Genomic DNA, 24,237 nt, shown 5'->3' on the forward strand with positions numbered 1-24,237 from the left:
CTCTGCGAACGAACTGTCTGCAAAGACAGAACTGGTACAGGGCCGCTTCAGGTTCTAACATGGCACGCGAGTCACGTCTGAGTTCACCCCCTGATGCTGTCCAGACTTATTCATAATCACCCCCAGGCCGACATCATCGAGCAGCAACGCTTCACCCTGTTCGTCGACGAAGTCTGGTCAAGGATGATCGCCTCGGCCCTTGCCGCCGTTCTGTTCGGACTGTTCTTCCAGAACGCGGCCGGCAGCGGCCAGCGCGGCATGTGGTTCGCCAGCCTGCTGGTCGTCGCCATTTGCTCCTGGCTGGCGCTCCGCAAGATCAAGACCGCCACCAACACATCGCTCCCTTCAATCCGTCAATGGCATCGCGTCAACATGCTGCTGTCAGTTCTCTGGGGCTGCTTCTGGGCTTACATGCCATTCGTCTTTTTGTACGACGCGTCACAGCAAACGCTGTCTATCGCATTGCTGGCTCTGGTGATCATTTCCGCCATGCCCTCGATCAGCATGGGGTGCTATCCGGAAATTTACATCACCTTTCTCACCCCGGTGTTCCTGTCACTGGGATACAACATTCAACTGCAGACCGGGCTGGCGCATCCACTGGTGTATCTATGCTGCATGGCCTGGGCTGCGCTCAGCCTGTTCAGCCTGCTAACCCATAAAAATCAGGTCGCTCTGATCATCAAGTCCGTTGAGCTTGGCACCATGTTTCAGAAGATGAAGTCATCCAACCTGGAAAAGGACTACCTGATCGCCGCCATTGGCCACGACCTGCGTCAGCCGATGGCCAGCGCCAAGCTGTATCTGGAGGTGCTGGCCGAGAAGCAGCAGGACAACAGCGCTGCGCGCAATGCGCTGAACGCGACAGAGGTTGCCCTGAATGGCCTGCACGACGCCTTGAGCATGGTGAGCCTAAAAGAGCAGGACGAGGTACTGCGGCTCTCCCGATTCAACCCGGCAGACCTGCTTGCCAAGGTTGTACAGGACGTCAGGACGGTCAAGCCCGAAACAGCAATCAGCTCCAACTACCAGGCGGCGATCCTGACCTCTGATGCCTTTGCGCTTGCCCGCATCATTGAGAACATTCTCTACAATTATGTTCACCATGCCCCAATCCAGGGCCTGCACATCGCAACAAGTGCAGACACGCATCACTACCAGCTGCACTTCAGCGCGAGCGAGACAGCAGAGACGGAGGCCGAAAACCGGCAGGATCACCCTTTGCAGGGCTACGGACTGATCATGATCGAACACATGTGTCGCGCCATCAGTGCACGGCTCAGGGTGTACCGCGATAAAGGCAGCTGGCAAACCACACTGCTGATCCCGCTTGACCATTCACCGGGGATACTGGAGTCAGTCCAGGAAGCGGAGCTTCTCCAGTAGCAGCAGACAATCGGCTCGATTTCGAGCGCCGAGCTTGGAGTAAATGCTCTTGAGGTGGGTTTTTACCGTGTTGTCGGTAACGCCCAACCGCGCTGCAATCTCGACATTGCGTAACCCCTGCATCAATAATCTCGCCACATCACCCTCACGCTCGCTCAGTTTGAGCGTCTCGGCGACGACCGACTGAACGCCGCGAAGGCTAGCGGACTGATAACGCCCTCCGTCCAGCACGCAGTCCATGCAGGCGCGGATATCAGCCAGCGCATCGGTTTTGAATACAAACGAACTGGCGCGCAGCAGTGCTTCATCAAGGCAGAGGTTTGTTGGCTGCTCTCCTGTACAAAAAATAGTGCGCATGGCGGGGTTGAGAGAGCGCAAGCGGTTATTCAGATCGACACCTGACTCACCCGCCAGATTCAGGTCCATCAGGACGATCAGCTCGTTTCCGGCCTGCGCCACAATCTGTTGCAGCGCCTCGTCATGGTCAGAGGCGTAGTGCACGGCGTCGATCTGCGGGTGATCAGCGAACACATGCTGCATTGCATCGGCAAACAGCCGGTGATCATCAACAATCAACAAATCCATTACATCATTCTCCCTTGCCGCCATTGACCGCCCCCCCAAAAAAGGGAGCGGCCCCTGTCACTCAGAATGCCATGCGCGCATTCAGCGTAACAGCCTGCTCAACAAACCCGCTCTGGCAGGATACGCTATACAACGCTGCCAGTTCGGCTCCGTTATCAACCACGTACTTGCCGCCCAAGCCGGCATCATAGCGCCAGGCATCGGCATCAATGCCGCGGGTAGCGAACCGATCGCCAGTGCCCACCAGCACCGCATCAAGCTTCGCCTGCTCAGCCAATGCGTCATAGCTCACCCCGGCCTGACCAAACAACATCCAGCCATCACCGAGATCGTAAGCCAACTCAGTACCCACTTCGACATTGAGGCTCTGGTAATCGGTGCCATCGACATCCAGGTTGAGCGCGCCAGCACCGGACTCTGAATACCCGTCAACATCGGTGTAGTCGTAGCTCAGACCGACCTGAACCGCCGCATCAAACTGCTCATTTACCGCGTAGTGTTTTTTCAACTCAGCACCGGCGCTGGCAGTCCAGGTGTCGTATTCAGAACGAGCGGTCATGCCATTAAACAGATCGCGGTCTGTTTCATATTCGGCATACCCGAGCCCGGCCGTCAGCCCCAGCACGACATCATTACCCAGTTCACGGTTGAGGTAGCCGAGCAGCTGATAGCTGTTGAGCTCACTCTCGTAGCCGCCAACCGACATGTTGCTGTCGATATCGCTGCGCCCGATGCCGAAGGCGACCCCCAGCTCGGTCACGTCGTCGATACCGCCATCCATGCCGAGCAGCACGCCATAGCTGTCTACGTCGTAACCCTCAACACCGGAACGCTGCTGCTGACGCGCACGCGAGCCGAAAGGTTGAGCCCACACATTGCTCGGTTCAGCTGTCGCTGTTTCAGGGTTCAGAGCATACAGGTAGGCATCACGCCGCCCAATCAGCTCACGCATCCGGCGGTTCGCCTGGGCAGCCTCTCGGCCAGAATGCACGCTGGCCGGTGCCAGGGTTGCCACGCCGTCGGCCAGCCCGGCAGCCGTGCTGTAGTTGCCCAAAGCCAGAATCATGGAGTCGAGCTGCGAGCTGCCTGTGGAGCCGTTGGCCGCGTAGTCATCGGCGACGCTCTGAATCACGGGTGCAACCCCCTGAGCGGTGGTATTGCCAGTGACCTGCGCAGCGGTAATGACGTTACCGCTATTGGGCAGCGATGGGGTTCCAGAACCGCCAGAGCCACCGGACCCGCCAGTAGACGTGCTGGACTCCCCCTGACCGTCGGCGGTCAGGCGCAGATCCAGATCACTGGCATTGCGTATGGTGTCGAAGTCCCACAGCGCGGAGTTATCGCTGATGCTGAAATTACCGTAGGTGATGGCGCCCGTAGAGGAAATAACATCGGCGAACAGGTTGCCCGCGCTGAGCAAGCCGTTGGCCTGCACATTGACAGCCAGCGTGGTGTCGGTGAGATCCACATCACCCTCCACCGCAAGCTGCCCATAGGTCGTGTTGTTGACCACAACCACTTCCAGCTGACCGTCGGCACCAATCAGGTTGCCGCTGATGGTCGGTAGCAAAACCGTTGCAGCGGTCCCCACGGTGCGATTGGACGCGCGCGGGTCCAGAATGAGCGTCCCGCCATCCAGGTTAAAGTTACGCACCCGAAAATGCTGATCACCGAGCATCGCATAGCGACTGCCAGTGACGAACGCCAGATCACCACCATCAACGCCGGGCGTTGCGGTAGAGGTGACCAGATCCACCATGCCATTGAACAGTGCAGACTCGTTACCGCCAATGGTCAACGTTCTGAGCGAGTTGCTGGTGCCGACGCTGAAGTTGCCGATGATACTGCCGGCGTTAATGAAATTGCCCAAGTCCGCCGCGTTGGTAATCATCACCGCACGCTGCTGGCTGGAAATAGTGGCGCCTGCGTTATTACGCACAACCGTACTGCCAGCAGACGCCACCGTTGGCGCAATATAAAGCGCTTCAGCGTTACCCAGGTTCTGAATCAGGCTACCGTTGGTCAAACTGCCCACCGTCCCGGAAACGATGTGAACGGTCGGCAACACGTTGGAAGAATTGCGCATGAAGCCATCGTTAACAAAGCTGCCGACATCACTTCCCTCAGACCAAAACGCCCGGCCATTGGATGCGGTGTTTTCAATCGTCGCCGCGGTACCGTTGGCGAAACTGCTCAACGTCGACTGATATCTCACATGAATCGTTGCAGTCCCGCTGTCTGAGGAGGTTATCCCGGTATTGGAAAGCAACGAGATGTCCGCATAACCGGTCTCAATAGCCGAACTACCGATGCCCCGAACCGTACCTGAGTTAATCAGCATCAGCTGCGCCCGAGCCCCCGAGGAACCATATGCATTAATCCCGGACACCCCCGAAATCAGGCCATCGTTGATGACCGATGCGCTGTAGGGGAGACCAGAATTGTTATCGATGGCAATCGCGAACGACTGAGCGCTAGTGATGCGGCCATCGGTACGGTTAACGATATCCAGGCCCGACGGTGAGATCGCATGGACACCGTAACCACCGGAGCCAGTCCCCTCAATGGCCCCAGAGTTGGTCAGCGTGACCCCGCTGATAAGTCCCGGGCTGGACGCAGCGATTCTGACGCCAGTGCCGGTGGCACTGATTGAGCCACTGACATCGACCGTGACAGAGTCGTTATCGGAATCGATCAGACACGTCCCGGTAACAGCAGTCGTCACCGGCGATGTGGCGCAGGAGCCACTGGCGGCACCCGCCGACAGCGACCAGGAAGCAGCGAGGATAGATGAGGCCAGCATGGAGAGCCGGAAAGCCGCCGCAGGGGTAAAAAAAGATCGTGCGTTGGAAAACAGCATGACATTCCCTTGAGTTGAGCAAAGACCAGCGCGGAATATGCGGATGCCATCGCAATTGGTCTTCACCCCAAAGGGTGACTGAGATACTCAGTACAGCTGTTCAAGCTCGCAAAACAGGGTTTGCGAGCCTCCGTCACGGCTCTGGCCGCTCGCCTGCATCCCCCACATCATCGCCCACCTGCCAACCGCCGCCGATGGCCGAAGCCAGTTCGGTGGCAGCGGCGAGTTGCGCGCTGGTGACACTGATGCGGCCGCGTTTGGCGCTGAGCGTGGTGTTCTGGGCAATCGATACCTCCAGATAGGAAACCAGACCGGACTGGTAGCGATTGGTGATCACCCGTTCGTTTTCCTCTGCCAGCTCAACCAGCCGATCCTGCTGCACGGCCTTCTCGCGCAGGATGGCGGTAGTTGCCAGCGCATTTTCCACATCGGCCAGCGCGTCGAGTACGGTCTGGCGGTAGGCGGCGACCTGCTCGTCGTAGCGGGCCAGGGCAGCGTCTCGGGAAGCACTGCGCCGGCCGCCGTCAAACAGGGTTTGCGCCAGACTCGGCCCAACCGACCAGACCCGTACCGGCGTATCCCACAGATCGCTGATCGAACTGCCGCTGACACCGGCGCTGCCGCCCAGTGTCAGGGTGGGCAACCAGGCGGTGATGGCGACGCCGATATCGGCGTTGGCCGCTGCGACGCCACGCTCGGCAGAGACCACATCCGGGCGGCGGGCAATCAGCTCCGCTGGCAGTTGCGCCGGAATCGGCGGCACCGCGGGCAGCGCCTCGACTACCGCCAGTTCCAGATCGACCGGGGCACGGCCCAGCAGCGCGGCAATGGTGTTCTGTTCCAGCGCCCGCTGATTCTGCAGGTCGTACAGGTCACTGCGCAGAGACTGCAGCTGGGTTTCGGCCTGAATCACGTCGGCGCGGGAGACGATGCCGGCGTCGTACTGGTTGCGCGTCAGCTGGGCCGAACGGGCTGAGGACGCCAGCGTCTGCTCCAGCAGCCGATACTGCAGGTCCTGGGCGCGCAGATTGATGTAGCTGTTGATCACGGCCGACTGAATCGACAGCCGGGCGGCGGCCAGATCCGCCGCACTGGCTTCCAGCGCAGCGGTATCGGACTCGACCTGACGGCGCACCCGCCCCCACAGATCCAGCTCCCAACTGATACCCAGCTGCGCGCTGCTGCGAGTCTCGGTACTAACTTCACTGCCGCCGCTGCGTGCGGTATCCAGCGCCGCGCTCAGGGTCGGGCTGTATTCGCCGGTACTCAGTCTGCGCTGCGCCAATGCTGCGCGATAACGGGCTTCAGCCTGTGCCAGCGTCTGGTTGCGCTGGTTGGCCTCCTCGATCAGCGCGTTCAGCTCGGTATCGCCAAACACTTCCCACCAGCGCCCGCTGCTTGCCCAGCTCTGTGCCGGCATCGGCTGCCAGCCCTGGTCATAGCGCAGCGCTGAGGGCTCGACCGTGGTCGGCACCCGGTAATCCGGGCCGAGCGTACAGCCGCCAATCAGCGCAGTGGCCAGAACAACAGAGGTAGACAGCAGGGAGAGCTTCATCGGTAACAGCCCCGATCAGGTTGAGGGTGAGGAAGGTTCGGTTGCACCACGGCACAACACGCGCTGACGCAGGTTTTCCAGATACAGATAGACCGCCGGCGTGGTGTACAGCGTCAGCAATTGGCTTAGCGCCAAGCCACCAAAAATGGTGATCCCCAGCGGGCGGCGCATCTCGGCACCTTCGCCAAAGCCCATAATCAACGGCACCGCGCCGAGCATGCCGGCGAGGTTTGTCATCAAAATCGGTCGCAGGCGCAGCAGCGCGGCGCGGTGAATGCTCTGCTGCGGATTGAGCCCTTCGCGGCGCTGCAGCTCCAGCGCGAAGTCGATCATCATGATGGCGTTCTTCATCACGATACCGATCAGCAGGAACAGCCCCAGCATGGCGATCAGACTCAGACTCTGGCCGCCGAACTTGAGCGCCAGCAGCGCGCCCAGCCCGGCCGGCGGCAGGGTCGAGAGAATGGTCAGCGGATGCAGCGTACTCTCGTAGAGCACACCGAGCACCAGATACACCGCCAGCAGCACGGCAACAAAGATCCACGGCTCGACCGCAGCGCCAAAATCGTTGGCCGACGGAGGTGCCTCATGCACATCGCTCGGCAACATCACCTCGTTGAGAATCTGCGCGATGGCCTCCTTGGCCTGCGCTTCGGTGACGCCCGGCGCCAGCGCATACCCCACGCCCATCGAGGCAAACTGCCCTTCGTGGCGCACGCGGTCTTCGGCCATGCCGTAACCCCAGGTAGCGAAGCTGGAGAGTGGCACCCGCTGCCCCTCCGAGCCCATAACCTCGAGCTGAGCCAGCACTTCAGGGCGCTCGGTGTAGCGCGAGTCCAGCTCCATCACTACCCGATACTGGTTCAGCTCGTCGTACAGGGTGGCAACCTGACGTTGAGAGAAGGAGTTGTTCAGGGTCGAGGCGATAGTCTGCATGTCGACGCCGAGGCGCCGGGCGGCCTCGCGGTCGATATCAAGGACCACCTGACGCGTCTCGTCACCGTCCATCGAATCTACATCCACCAGCAGCGGGCTTTGCGTCATCGCCTGGGCCACCTTGCGTGACCACACCTTAAGCTGCGCCAGCGAGTCCGAGCGCAACAATACTTCATACTCGCTGCGCCGATACGGCGGGCGGAACTGCAGATCCTGATCGACCATCAGCATCATCAGCACGCCCGGCACCGGCGGTGCGTTGGCGCGCAGCCGGTCGACCACGGCTTGTGCGGAAACCTTGCGCTCGGCCAACGGCTTGAGGCGAATGGTCAATTGAGCGTTGGTCAAACCGCCACTGCCACCACTGGTGCCGGTCAGATCCGCGACCGCCGGATCGGAGAGGATGTACTGCCGATAGGCCTCGATCTTCGGCTGCATGATCTGGAACGACATGCCGTCATCGCCGCGCAAAAAGCCGCGAATCTGCCCCGAATCCTGCTGCGGCAGCGACTCCTCCGGCAGGCTGGCCGCCAGCCAGACACTGCTGCCGATAGCCGCCAGCAGCACCAGCAGCGCGATCGGTCTATGGTTGAGCGTCCAATGCAGCGAGCGGTCGTAGCCACCGCGCAGTCTGGCAAACAGGGAGTCCCTGTCATCCTGTTTGTGCCCGGCCGGCGTGGGTTTCAGCCACAGCGCGCACAGGCTGGGCGTCAGCGTCAGCGATACCAGCAGCGAGATCAGCATGGCCGCCACCAGGGTGATGGAAAACTCCTCGAACAGCTGACGGATCAGGCCGCCCAGCAACAGGATCGAGGCAAACACCACCGCCAGTGCCAGCGTCATGGCAATCAGGGTAAAGCGCAGCTCTCGGGCACTGCGCGCTGCGGCGTCCAACGGCGACAGGCCGTTGCCCATGTGCCGCTGGACGTTTTCCAGCACCACAATGGCGTCATCCACCACCAGGCCGGCACCGACGATCAGCGCCATCAGCGACAGGTTGTTGAGCGAGAAGCCGAAGAAATACATGACCACAAAGCTGCCGATCAGCGAGACCGGAATCGCCGTCGACGGAATAAGCGCCGCACGCAAATTGCCGAGGAACAGCCAAACCACGGCGACCACCAGCAGCGTCGCCAGCAGCAGGGAAATCTGCGCCTCGCGCAGGGTGGCGCGAATCACCGGTGAGCGATCCATCACCACCGACAGCTGCGCGTCTTCCGGCAACAGGTTGATCAGTTGCGGCAGCCGAGCATAGATGTTGTCGATGGTCTCGACGATATTGGCACCGCTCTGCCGGCTGATGCTCAGCACCACCGCCTGACGCTCGTTATGAAAGCCGCTGCTGTAGCGGTCCTCAACCGAGTCGGTGACCCTGGCGACATCACCGAGGCGCACCACCGCACCGTCCTGATGGCGGACCACCAGCAAGCGGTAGGCCGCCGCGGTGCGCAGCGAATCGCTGGTCTGCACCTGCCAGCGGTGCTCGCCCTGCTCGATCACCCCGAGCGGGCGCAACGCATTGCTGTTGGCGATGGCGCTGCGTACCTCGTCCAGGGCAATACCGTAATGCAGCAACGCGCCGGCATCGAGTTGCACGCGCACTGCCGGCAGAGACGCGCCATCCACACTGACCTCGCCCACGCCGGAGATCTGCGCCAGCTTCTGCGCCAGAATGGTCGAGCCGATGTCGTACAGCTCACTTGGCGACAGGTTGGGCGAGCTCAACGCCAGCCCCATGATCGGCGCCTGCGACGGGTCGATCTTGCGATACTGCGGGTTGCCGGGCATGCCTGCCGGCAAGTCGCCGCGCACCGTGTTGATGGCCGCCTGCACCTCCCGGGCGGCTTCATTCAGGTCGCGCCCCAGCTCGAAGGTCAGCGCAATCTGCGCCGAACCCTGACTGCTGTTGGAAGAGATGCCGGTTACCCCCGAGATGGCACCCAACGCCCGCTCCAGCGGCGTTGCCACTGTGGTTGCCATGCTCTCCGGACTGGCCCCGGGTAAACTGGCGGTGACCACGATCATCGGTACATCCAGCTGTGGCAGCGGCGCGACCGGCAGCAGGCGCCAGCACAGCAGGCCGGACAGCACCAGCGCCACGGCAGCCAGCGTCAGCCCGATCGGGCGATGCAGAAATCCGCCGCTCACTCCAGCGCCTCAGCCGGTTGCGCCGCCGGCTTGCCGGCCAGACGGTCGAAGAACAGATAGACCACCGGCGTGGTGAACAGAGTCAGCACCTGGCTGACCAGCAGACCGCCCACCATCACCACACCCAGCGGCTGGCGCAGTTCGGCACCCGAGCCGCTGGCCAGCATCAGCGGCAGTGCGCCAAACAAGGCCGCCAGCGTGGTCATCAAGATCGGCCTGAAACGCAACATCGCTGCCCGATGGATCGCCTCACGCGGGCTCATGCCCTGATTGCGCTGCGCCTCCAGGGCAAAGTCGACCATCATGATGCCGTTCTTCTTCACCAGACCGATCAGCAGCACGATGCCGACCACCGAGATCATGTCCAACGCACGGTCGGTCAGCAACAGCGCCAGCAGCGCGCCGACCGTAGCCGAAGGCAGGGTCGAGAGAATGGTGACCGGGTGGATAGTGCTCTCATAGAGCACACCCAGCACGATATACATGGTCAGTACCGCCGCCAGAATCAGCCACAAGGTGTTGCCGAGCGATGCCCGGAAGGCTTCGGCCGCGCCCTGAAAGCGCAGCTCGATGGTGACCGGCAACGCCAGAGCCTGCTGCACCTCTTCAATCGCCTGAACGGCTTCACCAAGCGACGCGCCATCCGCCAGATTGAACGACACTGTGGTGGCGGGGAACTGGCCCTGATGGTTGATCAGCAGCGCCGCTGTACGCTGCTGCACCCGAGCCACACTGGCCAGCGGTACTGAGCCGCCGTCTGAGGTAGTGATAAACAGCCGTTGCAGGCTCTCCGGGTCACCGGCAAATTGCGGATCGACCTCCATGATCACCCGGTACTGATTTGACTGGGTAAACAGCGTCGCGATCTGGCGCTGGCCGAAGGCGTTGTAGAGCGTATTGGCTATATCCGTCACATCGAGGCCGAACCGCGCTGCCGCGTCACGGTCAATCTCGACGTAAGCCTGCATACCGCGCTGCTGCAAATCCGCCGCCACCTCGCTCAGCTCCGGACGGGCGTTGAGTGCGGCAACCATCTGCGGCACCCACTCATGCAGCGCGTCGCTGTCGAGGCTGGTCAGGCTGAACTGGTACTGGGTGCGGCTGACCCGGTCTTCGATGGTCAGCTCCTGCACCGGCTGAAACCAGGCGCTGATACCGTCGACGCTCGCCGCCCGCTCGCGCAGCCGCGCCATCACCTCGAACAGGCTCTCGTCGCGCTGGTCGTGCGGCGGCAGGTTGATCAGAATGCGCCCGCTGTTGACCGTCACGTTGACGCCGTCCACGCCGATGAATGACGACAGACTCTCGATGCCCGGGTCCTGCAGAAGGGCCTGAGCCAACTGCTGCTGACGCTCGGCCATGGCGGTGAAGGAAATGTCCTGCGGGCCTTCGGTCACCACCTGGATGACGTTGCTGTCCTGCACCGGAAAGAAGTCCTTGTCGACCGCAAGGTACAGCAACCCGGTCAAGGCGATGGTGCCGAGCATCACCAGCAGCGCCGGGGTCTGGCGCTCCAGCACCCAGTCCAGCGCGCGGCCGTAGCGTTCAATCACACCATGCAGCAAACCGTCGGACTTCTCCTGCGGCGGCGTGCTGAGCATGCGCGCGCACATCATCGGCGTCAGCGTCAGCGACACCACCAGCGAGATGACGATGGCCACCGCCAGGGTGATGGCAAACTCGTGGAACAGCCGTCCCACCACATCCGGCATGAACAGCAGCGGAATCAGCACCGCAACCAGCGAGAAGGTCAGCGACATCAGGGTAAAACCGATCTCGCCCGCGCCCTTGAGCGCCGCCTGCATTGGCGTTTCGCCCATCTCCCGGTGCCGCGCCACGTTCTCCAGCATGACAATGGCGTCATCCACAACAAAGCCGGTGGCAATGGTCAGCGCCATCAGGGTCAGGTTGTTGACCGAGAAGTCCATCAGATACATGAAGGCAAAGGTGCCGACCAGCGACAGCGGTACCGCGATGCTAGGGATGATGGTCGCCGGAATGCTGCGCAGGAAGACGAACGTGACCAATACCACCAGCGCGACCGCAAACAGCAGTTCCTTCTGGGTGTCACGTACCGAGGCGCGAATGCTGTGGGTACGGTCGGTCAACACGGTGACATCCACCGCCGAAGGCAAGGTGCCGGCCAGTTGTGGCAGCAACTCACGCACCCGGTCAGTGACCTCGATGACGTTGGCACCCGGCTGACGCTGGACATTCAGCAGTACCGCCGGCTGGCCGTTGGCCCAGGCGGCGAGAAAGCGGTCTTCGGCACCGTCGATGATGGTTGCGACGTCACCGAGCCGCAGCGGTGCACCGTTCTGCCAGGTGAGGATCAGCTTGCGGTAATCCTCGACCGAGCGAATCTGATCGTTGGCATCGAGCATGGTGCTGCGCGTAGGGCCGTCGAAACTGCCCTTGGGCTGGTTGACGTTGGTGGCGGCAATGCTCTGGCGCACCTGATCGAGACTGAGCCCGTAGGACGCCAGCGCCATCGGGTTGACCAGCACCCGCACCGCCGGCCGCTGACCACCGGCCAGGCTGACCAGGCCAACACCGGAAATCTGCGCCAGTTTCTGTGCCATGCGGGTGTCGACCAGATCATGCACCTCCGGCAGCGGCAGGCTGTCGGAGGTAATCGCCAAGGTCAGGATTGGCGCGTCCGCCGGGTTGACCTTGCGGTAGATCGGCGGCGTTGGCAGGTCATTCGGCAGCAGGCTGTCGGCGGTATTCATTGCCGCCTGCACTTCCTGCTCGGCAACGCCCAGATCCTCGCCAAGATCAAACTGCAGGGTAATGACCGACGCCCCGCCGGAGCTGGTCGAGGACATCTGCTTCAGGCCCGGAATCTGCCCGAGGTAGCGTTCCAGCGGTGCGGTGATGGTGCGCGCCGTTACCTCCGGCCCGGCACCCGGCTGAAAGGTAAACACCTGAATGATCGGGTAATCCACCTGCGGCAACGCGGCGACCGGCAGCAGCCGCCAGGAAACCAGGCCGGCGATCAGAAACGCCAGCATCAGCAGCGACGTGGCTACCGGGCGCAGAATAAAGGGCGTCGAGAGACCTTTCATCAATCAGCCTCAGTTGGCCGGCGGCGGGCTGCGGCGCTCACCCGCTCCCGGGCGGTCCTGCCCTGCCCGAACCGCATCCGCAGCAGCAGGCGCGCGCGCCGCGCCGGCTGCTGCGCCACTGGCGTCAGGAATATTGACCTGCTTGCCGTCACGCAGCCGATCCAGCCCTTCGAGTACCACCAGCTCACCCGGCTCCAGCCCCTCGGTGACCGCTACCCGGCCGTCTGCGGCGGCGCCCAGCACCACATTGCGCACATAAGCCTTGTTGTCCTGCACAACGTAAACGTAATTGCGCTCGGTACCAAACTGCACCGCATCACCCGGAATCGTCACTACCGACTCCAGCGTCTTCAGCCGCAGGTGCACATTGACGAACTGGTTGGGGAACAGTGCTTCATCTTCGTTGGCAAACTGCGCGCGCACCCGCAGCGTGCCGGTGCTGGTATCAATCTGGTTGTCGAGGGTGGTCAGCTCGCCGGTGGCCAGCACCCGCTGCTCGCCTCGATCCAGCACCTCGACCTTCAGTGGTGCATCGCCCCGGCGCGCGTCGCGAAGGGCCGGCACGTCAACCTCCGGCACGGTAAAATTGACCGCGATCGGCTGGGTCTGGGTAATGCTGACCAGCCCCTCCGCTTCGCTACCGGTCACCAGGTTGCCCTGGTCGACCTTGCGCAGACCGAGGCGACCGGACAGCGGCGCGGTGATCCGCGTCCAGGACAGCTGCAACCTGGCGTCGTCCACCTGGGCCTGATTGGCGCGCACCGTGCCGATCAACTCCTGCACCAGCGCCCGCTGGTCACTGAGCTGCTGGCGTGCGATGGAGTCCTGCTCCCAGAGCTGCTCGTAGAGTTTCAGATCGGCCCGGGCGTTCTCCAGCTTGGCGCGATTCTGCTGCAATTGACCCTCGGCCTGCTCAAGCTGGGCAAGATAGGGCAAAGGATCAATCTCGGCCAGCAACGCGCCCTGCTCCACCCTTGCGCCCTCCTCGAACACCACCTTTTCCAGTACGCCACTGACCCGGCTCTGAACGGTAACCGTGTTGAGCGGAGTGACCGTGCCTATCGACTTGATCTGCACATCCAGTTGCCCCAGCGCCGCCGGCTCGACCCGAACCACAGCAGGCGCATCCCAGCCCATGCGCCGCAGGCCGTCCGGCTGGACGGGCGCAGTTTGACTGCCGAACTGAAACCAGGCAAAGGTGCCGGCGCCAGCAACAGCCGCAGCCAGCAGCAGCCAGTTGCGAAGGGACCGGGGAGAAGACTGAGGGAGAGACATGGCATGTAATCCGTATTCTGAACAGCAGCGGCGCAAGGCGCCGCCTCGAATGCCAGACTTTAGGAAAGATCAGCCTTCGGAAGTAGCGAATTTACATACTTTTACCAACTTCTGACCCCAGGCAAGCAAACGCACCGTCGACCTGCGGTGAGATCAAGGCAGGCGGAGCAGCGACGGGCAGAGCGGGCGCAACAAGGCCGGACGGTAACTCAACACCAAACTGGTGATCATCGCGGCTGCAGAGAACAGGGTAAACCAGACCAGCACTGCCATCGACGGATGATCTGCCGCAAAGCAGCAGACCGCCGCTGCCAGCAGCGCACTCCAGCCTGCTGCACGCAAGCGCAAGGCCGATGGCGGCGCGTCGGTACCGAATACCTGGCGCCAGTGAGGCGGCAGAGACAGGGCAAGCCAGCCGGTAGCCAGCAGCATGGCAACGGCCGCCAGCAGCAACCAGACAGAGTCAGTCATAGACCACCTCCCGACTCTGTGCAGAGTGCAGAGGCCTGAACCGTTCGCGGCTGAGCCAGCTTGCGGGCCGCAAACACCGCCACGGCCGCCGACGCCAACAGGCTGAGGTCCACCCCGGCAACCGGCCAATAGGGATCCGTAACCACGGTCTTGAACAGGTGATCACCGGTGCTTACCCAGTTCAACAGCACAGCCGTCACCGCCAGCAGCGCCAGCAGCCAGCACTGCTCAGCCCAGGCCGGATTACGCAACGCCTTGGCCACAGGTGCGCTGCGCCACAACGCGTGCAGCAACGACAGCCCCCAAGCCCACCAGAACACGGCCTTTTCCCACTCACCCTTGCCAACCACAGCCTCCGGCAGGATACGGTTGGCCACCAGCATGGCGACGGCTGCCAGCACCATCCCGGTCACGCTGGCAACCGCCAGCGCATCAACCACTCTGCAACCCTGAAGCCCGCGGCAGGCATGATCCTGTTTGCGCTTTTCCACGAAGAAGACAAAACCGGTGGCAATGCACACGCAGCCCAACAGGCCGCCCAGCACATACAGCCAGCGCAGCGCCCAGTGCTCAAAGTGCTGCAAATGCAGCCCCGTCAGAAACCGCGCGACCGCTTCCACCGGCGGGCTCGGCGGATCTTCGCGCAGCAGCTCGCCAGTGCTGGCACGGAAGTGAATACCCTCGCCAACCAGCGCAACCCGATCACTTCCCGCACGGTAGATACTGACGTAGCCGTTGGCATCGCCAAGATGTTCGATGGTCAGGAAACCGACCTCACCGGCCATATCGCGCTCAGCCCAGATGCGCCTGGCCTCGGCCACCATGGCATCGACCGACGCCAGCGGCGCAGGAATACCCGCCTCGTCATGGGGCAGCCCGGTGTGCGCGGCCTCCAGCACCTCATGCTGATCGTGCAGCGGCTTGAGCAGCGTCTGCGAAACCGGGAAGTAATAAAAGCCGGCAAAGATCAGCACCCCGGTAAAGGCAAAGAAGAAGTGAAATGGCAGTGCAACCACACCCGTCATGTTATGCAGATCCAGCGCGCTGCGCTGGATGCGCTTGTTTGGCCGGAATGTGAAGAACTCGCGAAACACCTTGCGGTGCATGATCACCCCGGTAATCAGCGCAACCAGCATCACCAGCCCCGCCAGCCCGACCACGTAGGTACCGAGATACATCCAGTTCAGATGCAGGCTGTAGTGCAGCGGGTAAAACCAGTCGCTGCCGATCTTCAGCGCGTCATCCGGCAGAAACTCGCCAGTACGCGGGTCCACCGTCGCCCGGCCATGCACGTGCAAATGGTCGTCGGCGGGATTCTTCGGCTGATTGGGAATACCGAACTCCCCGCCGATCAGCAGCACTGGATCACGATGCGTGGTGTAGGCAAACAGGGAAACCAGCGGCATAGTGTCAGCCGCCGGCAACTCGCCAATGACACGCTTCGCCGTTGCGGCCATATCGACCGGATCCGGTTTGAGGCGGGTATACACATCGGCCAGCAGGTTATCGTAGGACGGCATCGGCTGCGGCTCGAAGCGGGTCGCCGGCACCGCCCAGCGATCAATCTCGCGGTCAAACACCGACAGAGAGCCGAAGAAGAAGACCACCATCAACACAAAACCGAGCACCAGCCCGAACCAGGTGTGCACCCAGGCCATGGAGAGACGAAAGTTGTTCAGCATGCGGCCTCCTGACAAAGCAGCAAAGGCTGCAGCAACCAGGCCGCCGACAGCATCAGCACCGCACCGAGCCCGAGCACCAGCCAGATCCGCAGCAGACTTTTAACGGCGAACACCCAGATAAACAACACAACGTAGAGCAGCAGCCCAAACATCAGCATGCTTTGCTCGGCACTGTGAAAGTCGACACCGATTGCACTCAGGCTGACCACGCCCAGGGAAACAACCCCCCAGATGAACGCGTAAACAGCAAAAATCGCCGCGAAAACACGCGACATCAGTGGAAGGGCGAGCGCACTATTCATGCGCCCCCCCCGGAACAGACATCGTGTCATGCCAATCACCATTGTCAGAGCCCGGTCGGTCGATATGCCCCGGACATATTGCGAAAGCGTACACCCCGAGGCAGAACGCATAATTCGCTAATGATAGTGATTAGCATTAAGCATTGCAAACAACATGAGCCGCCGTTCAGGCGACTGAAAAGGCAGCGCATTTGACAGTAAACAGAAATTGCGGAAGGCTCACTCCTGCGCCTCAGGAAGAGCTCACAAAGCAACATGTCCTACATCACATTCTCCACATCAAGCTATCCGGAGGCAGAGCGACTGGAGGCATCGCTGGACATCTATGCGGCGATGGCCAACATCGACGTTTCGCTCCCAAGGGGTAGGGCCCCTGATATCGAAACTCGCATTCGCCTGCTGCCCGGTGTATCCATAGCGCTGATCCAGTGCTCGCCAATCATTGTGAACCGCCGCTCCAGGCAGCTTCAGGACGGCAACGATGATTTTGCGCTGCTGCTGAACCCCGCCGGCAATGCCCCTTGGCGCTCCCAACTGGCCGGCGTTGGCGAGGTGGAGTGTGGCCCGGGCGCCGGCTGCTTCAGTTTCAACGACCGCCCCGGCACCATCGAGTTTCACGGCAATCGCACCTACATGCTCAATATCTGCTTCTCTCGGGCCCTGCTTGGCCCGCTGGTCGGTGACCTCGAACGGGCGAGCAAAACACCCCATTTATCCCGGGAGACATTCGCCCATCTGGCCCGCTGTGCAATCGACCTGGTAAAAGAACCGGACACTGACAGCACCGACATCCTCGCCGACACCAACCGGCTGCTGGATCTGGCCGCACTCTCGGTTGGAGCCCCGCGCGATATTGAGATCACCGCCCGGCATCGCGGCCTCAAGCAGGCCAGACTGCGGGCAGTCAAGGCTGACCTGCGCATCAGTGCCTGGCACGGCGAGACCTCCCTGGGCTGGCTGGCCAAACGGCACGGCGTCTCGCCCGGCTACATTCGCGCCATGTTCGAACAGGAAGGCCAGAGTTTTACCGACTATGTCCTGGGGCTGCGCCTGGAGCGGGTGTTCCAGTGCCTGAGCAGCGCTGCGCACGCGCATAAAAAGGTGGCCGACATCGTCTATGAAGCCGGCTTCAATAACCCGTCCTGGTTCTATCGTGCCTTCAGGCGGCGCTTTGGTTTGACACCTGGCGAAGTGCGTGAGCTCGCCAGCACCGGACAAGCGGCCGAGGCGCCCTTTTAAGACGGCTTTCAGCGGCTGTTGTGGCGCTGAGTGGAAGCCGCTGCAATAGCCCGTTGCTACCCTCCCACCCTTTCCAATAACGCACAGCGTAACTAGGGATGGGAGACTCCGTGAAAAAACTGGCCACCGTATCCAGTCTGCAGGCCCTTGGCCTGATTTCATGCCTTGCAGCAGCACCGCTGCAAGCTGCAGAAACCGTCGGTGGCGCCCTGCGCGACCTCGAAACCAGACCGCTGGATCTGCCGCCCGAACCACCGGCCGACACACCCACCCTGACCCCGCCATCGGCCACCGAACAGACTGCCGGCGGGCAGACCGTCAACATCCTCGGCTTTCGCTTCACGGGCAACACCGCCTTCAGTGATGACCAACTGGCCGCCCTGTTGCTCGACCTGTCCGGCCAAGCCCTCACCCTTGGGCAGCTGCAACAGGCCGCTGACCGGATTACCACCTGGTATCGCCAGCACGACTGGCTACTCGCCCGCGCCATCCTGCCCCCCCAGGAAATTGATGACGGCTACCTGACCATTCAAATCGTCGAAGGCAAATACGACCAGGTTCGGCTCAACAACCAAAGCGCGCTGCCTGACCGCCTGCTGCAAAACGCCACTCGCGGCCTGAGCGCCGGCGACGGCGTGCGCGCCGGCGCACTGGAAAACGCGCTGATGAGCCTCGATGCGCTGCCCGCCAGCCAGGTCAACTCGCGGCTGTCTCGCGGTGAACAGGTCGGTACCAGCGCATTGGATATCGACGTAAACGACCTGCCAGCGCTGAGCGGGCAACTGTCGCTCGACAACTATGGCAACACCTACAACGGCGAGTACCGACTGACCGGCGGCCTTGCCATAGCCAATCCCTTCGGGCTGGGTGACAGCTTGCAACTGCAGGCGCTGGTCTCCGACGGCGACCAAAAATACCTGAGCACCCAATACGAACTGCCAGTGGGCCCGTGGAACACCCGCGTCGGGTTTGGCCTGTCCTGGCTGGAATACGAGCTGGGCAAAGACTTCGACAGCCTCAACGCCAAGGGCAAAGCCGCCACCGGCAGCCTGTTTGCCAGCCAGGACTGGTGGCAGCAACGCAGCTGGGGCGTATCCAGCCGCATCGAATGGCGCTACCGCGACCTGGAAGACGAGCAGCTCGGTGTCGCCAGCGAGAAAACCCTGCGCAGCGTCACCCTCGATCTGGTCAACGGCTACTGGCGTGACGACCTGCTGGGCGGCAGCGCCAACAGCTACCGCCTGAGCTGGACCCACGGCGAGCTGTCGCTGGACAGCCCCTACGCCGTCGCATCCGACTTTTACGGCACCGAAGGCCGCTACCACAAAGTCAACCTGGCACTGCTGCGCCAGCAGCGTCTCAGCTCGCGCTTCACCCTGAACCTGAACCTGCGCGGCCAACTGGCCGACGGCAACCTGGATTCCGTCGAGAAGATGAGTCTGGGCGGCGCCTACGGCATCCGCGCCTTCCCGCAGGGCGAAGCCTCCGGTGATGAGGGCTGGCTGGCCAGTACCGAACTGCGCTACGCCCTGAACGGCCAATGGCAACTGGGCGCCTTCCTGGAAGCCGGTGAAATCACCTACAACAAGGACCCGCTGCCCATCGGCGACCGCCATCGCAACCTCAGCGGTGGCGGGGTTGCCGCCTACTGGCGACCGCATCACCAGTGGCAGGTCAGCGCAATTGCTGCCACCTCGCTGGATGGCGAAGAAGCCGTCAGTGACGAACCGGAGGACGTTTACCTCTGGGGCCAAATCCAGTGGATGTTCTAGATCCGCAGCCTGCCAACACACGGTAAACAGCACGCACCAGCCGCCAGAAAGGAATCCACCATGACCACCACACGCCCCAACTTCGCCCCCACCGCCCTGGCCATCGCCATCAGCCTGAGCGCAGCCAACCTGCATGCTGCTGACCTGCCCACCGGCGGCAACATCGTCGGCGGTTCCGGCAGCATCAGCCAGGCTGGCAACAGCCTGAACGTGCAGCAGAACAGCGACAGGCTGATCACCAACTGGGACAGCTTCGATATTGGTGCGGGCCATACGGTCAACTTCTACCAGCCAGGCAGCAACTCGGTGGCGTTGAACCGGGTGATCGGCGAAGACGCCTCGGCGATTTACGGCAACCTCAATGCCAACGGCAAGGTCTTTCTGGTCAACCCCAACGGCGTGTTGTTTGGGCAGGGGGCGGCGGTCAATGTGGGGGCGCTGGTGGCCTCGACCCTCAGCCTCAGTGATGAAGACTTTAACGACGGCAATTACCAGTTCAGCGGCGACGGCAACAACGCTGCGGTCATCAACCGCGGCACCCTCAATGCCGACCAGGGCGTAGTCGCGCTGCTGGGCGGGCAGGTCAGCAACCACGGCATTATCCAGGCCAACCAGGGCACGGTGGCGCTAGCGGCTGGCGACAAGATCACCCTGGACTTTGCCGGCGACGGCCTGCTGAACGTGACCGTGGATAAAGGCACCATCGACGCGCTGGTAGAGAACCACCAGCTGGTTCGCGCCAACAGCGGCCAAGTCATCATGACCGCCAACGCCACCAACGCCCTGCTGCAAACCGTGGTCAACAACACCGGCATCGTCGAAGCACAAACCCTGGACAACCAGAACGGCACCATCGTGCTCAAGGGTGGCTTTAACGGCGGCACGGTGAATGTGGCCGGCACACTGGATGCCTCAGCGCCAAACAGCGGCGACGGCGGTTTTATCGACACCTCTGGTGCCCACGTCAAGATTGCCGACGGCACTCGGGTTACCACCAAAGCCAACAACGGCACCACTGGCGAATGGCTGATCGACCCGACCGATTTTTACATTACCGACAGCATTGACCTGCCAACCGAAAGCAGCATTGGTGCCATAACCCTCAGCGACAATCTGGAATACAGCAATGTCACACTGGCCACCGCTGACGACGGCACCGAGCCCGGCGATATGTACGTCAACGGGGCAGTGAGCTGGAACGCCGACCACACCCTCAGCCTAAACGCCCACAACGACATTCATATCAACCAGGCCATCACCGCGACCAACGGCGGCCTGACCCTGAATGCCGGCGGCGCGATCAGCGCAGACGGCGCGGTCAACGTCGACACCTTTAATCTGCAAAGCGGCGCCTGGAGCCAGTTGGGCAGCAATCTTGCCGATTTCTCAGCTAGGGACTTCCGCCTCAACACCGCCAATGCCAGCTTCCTGCGCGCCAACAGCGGTGACGGCAGCGACGGCAACGCCTACCAGATCTTTGATCTCTACGGCCTGCAAGGCATCGCCTCGCGCAGCCTGTTAAGCAGCCACGTTGCGCTGACCAACAATATCGACGCCAGCGGCACCGTCAACTGGAATGGCGGTGCGGGCTTTGTGCCTATTGGGGACTGGTCTAACCGCTACACCGGCAGCTTTGATGGCCAGGGCCATAGCATCAATGATCTTACCATCAACCGCCCCAATACCGATTACGTCGGCCTGTTTGGGGTGATCGCCGCTAGCCAGATCAGCAACATCGGGCTGACTAACGCCACCATTACTGGACAGCTAGGAGTAGGTGGACTAGTGGGTCAGGGGCTTAATAACAGCCGCATCAGCCACAGCTCGGCACAGGGCGATTTTAGCGCCTACCTGAACGGTGGGGGGCTGGCGGGAAACTTCGACGGCACCATTGAGCACAGCCACAGTGTCGGCACCGTAGATGCCTCTGAAATATCTGGCGGACTAGTGGGCAGGCTAGTTGGGCAGATCAGCGACAGCTACTCCACCGCCAGTGTGAAAGGCGACTTCGGGGGCGGGCTGGTCGGCATTATGAATGGAGGGCAAATCAGTCGAAGTTATGCCACCGGGCAGGTAAAAAAAGATATTTTTGGTCCGATCGGAGGACTAATAGGTAGCATAAGTATTGGCACCATCACCAACAGCTACTGGAACACCGAGACCAGCGGCCAGGCCAGCGCAGTAGGTTTAGGCAGCTCCGCCGGCTCCACCGGCCTCACCACCGCGCAGATGTTCGATGCCGCCAACTTCAGCGGCTTTGATTTTGCAGACACCTGGGCCAATGCCGACAATCAAACCACCCCCTACCTGCGCGCGCTGGCCGGCAACCGGGTGTTCAACAAAAACGACCTACCCACCGGCACAATCAACGCCACCAACCGCCCGGCGCTCTACACCGTGATCCAGAACGTCGAGCAGCTACAGGCCATGCGCGACGACGTCACGGCCAACTACCTTCTTGGCAATCATATCGACGCCACCGCTACCGTTAGCTGGAATGGCGGCGCGGGGTTTGTGCCCGTTGGGGACGAGGCTAACCGTTATGCCGGCAGCTTTGATGGACTCGGCTATAGCATCAATGGTCTTTCCATCGACCGCAGCGGTACGGAATTTGTGGGCTTGTTCGGCGCTACTGCCAGCGGCAGCGTGATCCGCGATATTGGGCTGGTAGGTGGCAGTATTTTCGGCCGTAACTATGTCGGCGGGCTGATCGGATACAACATGGGAACCATCAGCAACACCTATGCCACCGGCAGCGTTAAGGGCAGTGATTACTCCATCGGCGGGCTGGCTGGATACAATCAGGGAGCCATTAGTAAAGCCTATGCCACCGGCAGAGTTGAGGGCAAGGGAAGAGTCGGCGGGCTGGTCGGTTATAACCAATCGGGAACCATCGACAACGCCTATGCCACCGGCAGCGTTGAGGGTAGTAGGAATTCCGTCGGCGGGCTGGTCGGATCCAACGAAGGAACCATCAGTAACGCCTATGCCACCGGCAGCGTTAAGGGTAGGGACGCCGTCGGCGGGCTGGTTGGATTCAACTATATGGTAACCATCCGCAACGCCTATGCCACCGGAAGCGTTTCAGCCACTGACTCAGCCGGCGGGCTGGTTGGATACAGTTTTGACAGCAGCACCATCACCAACAGCTACTGGAACATCGAGACCAGCGGCCAGGCCAACGCGGTGGGTGGAGGCAGCATCACCGGCCTCACCAGCGCACAAATGCTGCAAGCCGACAGCTTCACAGGCTGGGATATTGATGCGCAAGGCGGCACGGGCACGATCTGGCGTATCTATGAAGGTTATACCGCCCCGCTGCTGCGTCACTTTTTGACCGCCCTTGAAGTCACCGGCGACACCACAACGACGACCTATAACGGTACCGAGCAAAGCGGCAGCTGGAGCGCCACGGGCGAGTACGATACCGACCGTATCTTTGGCCAAGTAGGCGGCGGACGCAACGCCGGCACCTATGCGCTCGACATGAACGGTCTGTACTCCGATCAACAGGGCTACGACCTGATCACCACGGGTGGCGGCACCCTGACCATCAACAAGGCCCAGGCCACCGTTACCGCCAACAGCGGCACCACTACCTACAACGGCACCGAGCAGAGCGTTGATGGCTTTACTGTCGACGGGCTGGTTAACGGCGAGGATGCCAGTGTGCTTACCGGCGTCACCACCAGCGGCGGCAAGGGCACCAACGCCGGAAGCTATGTGCTCACGGTTGGCGGCGGTAGCAGTGATAACTATGAACTGACCTTCGTCGATGGCCAACTGACCATCAACAAAGCCCAGGCCACGGTCACCGCCAACAGCGGCACCACTACCTATAACGGCACTGAGCAGAGCGTTAGCGGCTTTACCGTCGATGGGCTGGTCAACGGCGAAGATCAAAGCGTACTGACTGGCGTGACCACCGGCGGTGGCAAGGGCACCAACGCCGGTAGCTACACACTCACCGCCAGCGGCACCGACGGCAACTACGAGCTGAGCTTTGTCGACGGCGCCCTCACCATCAACAAGGCCCAGGCCACCGTCACCGCCAACAGCGGCACCACCACCTACAACGGCACCGAGCAGAGCGGCAGTGGCTTTACTGTCAACGGGCTGGTCAATGGTGAGGATGCCAGTGTGCTCAGTGGCGTGACCATCAGCGGCGGTGGACGCGACGCCGGTACCTATGTGTTGACCGCCAGTGGCAGCGACGGCAACTACGCGCTGACCTTTGTCGATGGCACGCTAACCATCAACAAGGCCCAGGCCACCGTCACAGCCAACAGCGATACCACCGCCTATAACGGCACCGAGCAGAGCGTCAGCGGCTTTACTGTCGACGGCTTGGTTAACGGCGAGAATGCCAGTGTACTGACTGGCGTCACCACCAGCGGCGGCACGGGCACCAACGCCGGCACCTACGTATTGACCGCCAGCGGCAGCGACGACAACTACGAACTGACCTTTGTCGACGGTGCCCTGACCATCGACCGCAAGACCATCACCGCCGACATCCGCGCTCTGGACAAGCTGTTCGACGGCTCGCTCGCGGCAACCCTGGAAGGCGTATTGAACGGCACTATCAGCGGTGACGATGTGGCGCTGCAGCTCAGCGGTTTGTTCGCCAGCCTCACGCCGGGCGAGAACCGTGTGCTGGTCGATGCCTCACTGACCGGTGCTGACGCGGGCAACTACCAACTGGTCACCCCGGATTCGGTAACCGCCAATATGCAGGGCTTTGTGCAGAGCGAAGACTACCAATCGGCCAATGTGAGTCAGCCGCCTGAATCACGCCAGTTGAGTGCACCGGGTGACACCGGCTATCAGCTCGACGTCGACGACGATGCCCTGCATCTGCCCATGGCCAGCCGCTAAACCTACCTGACACGTCCAAGCCTTACCGGAAAGCGCCGCTGCACAGTGCAGCGGCCGGTTAAACACCAAAGGGACTTCAC

General features: G+C 61.7%; 14 protein-coding genes. 5 read left to right on the forward strand and 9 right to left on the reverse strand.

Annotation, left to right across the window (positions count from 1 at the left end; genetic code table 11):
* Positions 1-93 precede the first annotated feature (93 nt).
* Complete coding sequence (locus O5O48_RS01575; RefSeq protein ID WP_269687972.1) at positions 94-1,386, forward strand: sensor histidine kinase; 1,293 nt, start codon at positions 94-96, stop codon at positions 1,384-1,386.
* Here the strand turns inward: O5O48_RS01575 and O5O48_RS01580 are convergent.
* The gene (locus O5O48_RS01580; protein ID WP_269687973.1) at positions 1,357-1,971 is read right to left on the reverse strand and encodes a response regulator transcription factor; all 615 of its coding nucleotides are present in this window, start codon (positions 1,969-1,971) and stop codon (positions 1,357-1,359) included. The two genes, O5O48_RS01575 and O5O48_RS01580, sit on opposite strands and share 30 nt — an antisense overlap.
* Positions 1,972-2,032: 61 nt before the next feature.
* Entirely contained in the window at positions 2,033-4,057 is a 2,025-nt protein-coding gene (locus tag O5O48_RS01585; RefSeq protein ID WP_269687974.1) for an autotransporter family protein, read from the reverse strand.
* Between the two features lie 499 nt (positions 4,058-4,556).
* Between O5O48_RS01585 and O5O48_RS01590 the strand changes: the two genes are divergently transcribed.
* Positions 4,557-4,844: a hypothetical protein gene (locus tag O5O48_RS01590; RefSeq protein ID WP_269687975.1), complete on the forward strand. Its 288-nt coding sequence runs from the start codon at positions 4,557-4,559 to the stop codon at positions 4,842-4,844.
* Positions 4,845-4,964: 120 nt separating this feature from the next.
* Here O5O48_RS01590 and O5O48_RS01595 read toward each other — a convergent pair whose 3' ends face one another.
* From O5O48_RS01595 to O5O48_RS01625, 7 genes are all read right to left on the reverse strand, one after another.
* A complete protein-coding gene (locus tag O5O48_RS01595; RefSeq protein ID WP_269687976.1) occupies positions 4,965-6,386 on the reverse strand; it encodes an efflux transporter outer membrane subunit in 1,422 nt (473 codons plus the stop codon).
* A gap of 15 nt (positions 6,387-6,401) precedes the next feature.
* Positions 6,402-9,470 (reverse strand): efflux RND transporter permease subunit, encoded by a 3,069-nt coding sequence (locus O5O48_RS01600; protein ID WP_269687977.1) that lies wholly within the window; start codon positions 9,468-9,470, stop codon positions 6,402-6,404.
* Complete coding sequence (locus O5O48_RS01605; RefSeq protein ID WP_269687978.1) at positions 9,467-12,538, reverse strand: multidrug efflux RND transporter permease subunit; 3,072 nt, start codon at positions 12,536-12,538, stop codon at positions 9,467-9,469. The genes O5O48_RS01600 and O5O48_RS01605 overlap by 4 nt, the downstream gene beginning before the upstream one ends.
* A gap of 9 nt (positions 12,539-12,547) precedes the next feature.
* A complete protein-coding gene (locus O5O48_RS01610) occupies positions 12,548-13,813 on the reverse strand; it encodes an efflux RND transporter periplasmic adaptor subunit (protein WP_269687979.1) in 1,266 nt (421 codons plus the stop codon).
* A 153-nt stretch (positions 13,814-13,966) separates the two neighbouring features.
* On the reverse strand, positions 13,967-14,284 hold the full coding sequence (locus tag O5O48_RS01615; RefSeq protein WP_269687980.1) for a DUF3325 domain-containing protein: 318 nt from the start codon (positions 14,282-14,284) through the stop codon (positions 13,967-13,969).
* Positions 14,281-15,966 carry a PepSY-associated TM helix domain-containing protein gene (locus O5O48_RS01620; RefSeq protein ID WP_269687981.1) on the reverse strand — a complete coding sequence of 562 codons (1,686 nt, stop codon included), beginning with the start codon at positions 15,964-15,966 and terminating at the stop codon, positions 14,281-14,283. Before O5O48_RS01620 ends, O5O48_RS01615 begins: the two co-directional genes overlap by 4 nt.
* On the reverse strand, positions 15,960-16,310 hold the full coding sequence (locus O5O48_RS01625) for a hypothetical protein (RefSeq protein WP_269687982.1): 351 nt from the start codon (positions 16,308-16,310) through the stop codon (positions 15,960-15,962). The genes O5O48_RS01620 and O5O48_RS01625 overlap by 7 nt, the downstream gene beginning before the upstream one ends.
* 213 nt (positions 16,311-16,523) lie before the next feature.
* On the opposite strand from O5O48_RS01625, the gene O5O48_RS01630 reads away from it, so the two are divergent.
* From O5O48_RS01630 to O5O48_RS01640, 3 genes are all read left to right on the forward strand, one after another.
* Positions 16,524-17,507 carry a helix-turn-helix transcriptional regulator gene (locus O5O48_RS01630; protein ID WP_269687983.1) on the forward strand — a complete coding sequence of 328 codons (984 nt, stop codon included), beginning with the start codon at positions 16,524-16,526 and terminating at the stop codon, positions 17,505-17,507.
* A 110-nt stretch (positions 17,508-17,617) separates the two neighbouring features.
* On the forward strand, positions 17,618-19,279 hold the full coding sequence (locus tag O5O48_RS01635; RefSeq protein WP_269687984.1) for a ShlB/FhaC/HecB family hemolysin secretion/activation protein: 1,662 nt from the start codon (positions 17,618-17,620) through the stop codon (positions 19,277-19,279).
* Between the two features lie 60 nt (positions 19,280-19,339).
* Positions 19,340-24,157, forward strand: a complete 4,818-nt coding sequence (locus O5O48_RS01640; RefSeq protein ID WP_269687985.1) for a beta strand repeat-containing protein — start codon at positions 19,340-19,342, stop codon at positions 24,155-24,157.
* Positions 24,158-24,237 lie beyond the last annotated feature (80 nt).

It is taken from the genome of Halopseudomonas sp. MFKK-1 (assembly GCF_027474385.1).
In the GTDB taxonomy this organism is placed as follows: domain Bacteria; phylum Pseudomonadota; class Gammaproteobacteria; order Pseudomonadales; family Pseudomonadaceae; genus Halopseudomonas; species Halopseudomonas aestusnigri.

Excerpts from the sequence above, each read along its gene's own strand:
- O5O48_RS01610 (WP_269687979.1), bottom strand. The coding sequence starts at position 13,813 with ATGTCTCTCCCTCAGTCTTCTCCCCGGTCCCTTCGCAACTGGCTGCTG.
- O5O48_RS01605 (WP_269687978.1), bottom strand. The coding sequence starts at position 12,538 with ATGAAAGGTCTCTCGACGCCCTTTATTCTGCGCCCGGTAGCCACGTCG.
- O5O48_RS01640 (WP_269687985.1), top strand. The coding sequence starts at position 19,340 with ATGACCACCACACGCCCCAACTTCGCCCCCACCGCCCTGGCCATCGCC.
- O5O48_RS01585 (WP_269687974.1), bottom strand. The coding sequence starts at position 4,057 with ATGCGCAATTCTTCCAACGTGTTGCCGACCGTTCACATCGTTTCCGGG.
- O5O48_RS01575 (WP_269687972.1), top strand. The coding sequence starts at position 94 with ATGCTGTCCAGACTTATTCATAATCACCCCCAGGCCGACATCATCGAG.
- O5O48_RS01615 (WP_269687980.1), bottom strand. The coding sequence starts at position 14,284 with ATGACTGACTCTGTCTGGTTGCTGCTGGCGGCCGTTGCCATGCTGCTG.
- O5O48_RS01580 (WP_269687973.1), bottom strand. The coding sequence starts at position 1,971 with ATGGATTTGTTGATTGTTGATGATCACCGGCTGTTTGCCGATGCAATG.
- O5O48_RS01620 (WP_269687981.1), bottom strand. The coding sequence starts at position 15,966 with ATGCTGAACAACTTTCGTCTCTCCATGGCCTGGGTGCACACCTGGTTC.
- O5O48_RS01625 (WP_269687982.1), bottom strand. The coding sequence starts at position 16,310 with ATGGTGATTGGCATGACACGATGTCTGTTCCGGGGGGGGCGCATGAAT.
- O5O48_RS01630 (WP_269687983.1), top strand. The coding sequence starts at position 16,524 with ATGTCCTACATCACATTCTCCACATCAAGCTATCCGGAGGCAGAGCGA.
- O5O48_RS01595 (WP_269687976.1), bottom strand. The coding sequence starts at position 6,386 with ATGAAGCTCTCCCTGCTGTCTACCTCTGTTGTTCTGGCCACTGCGCTG.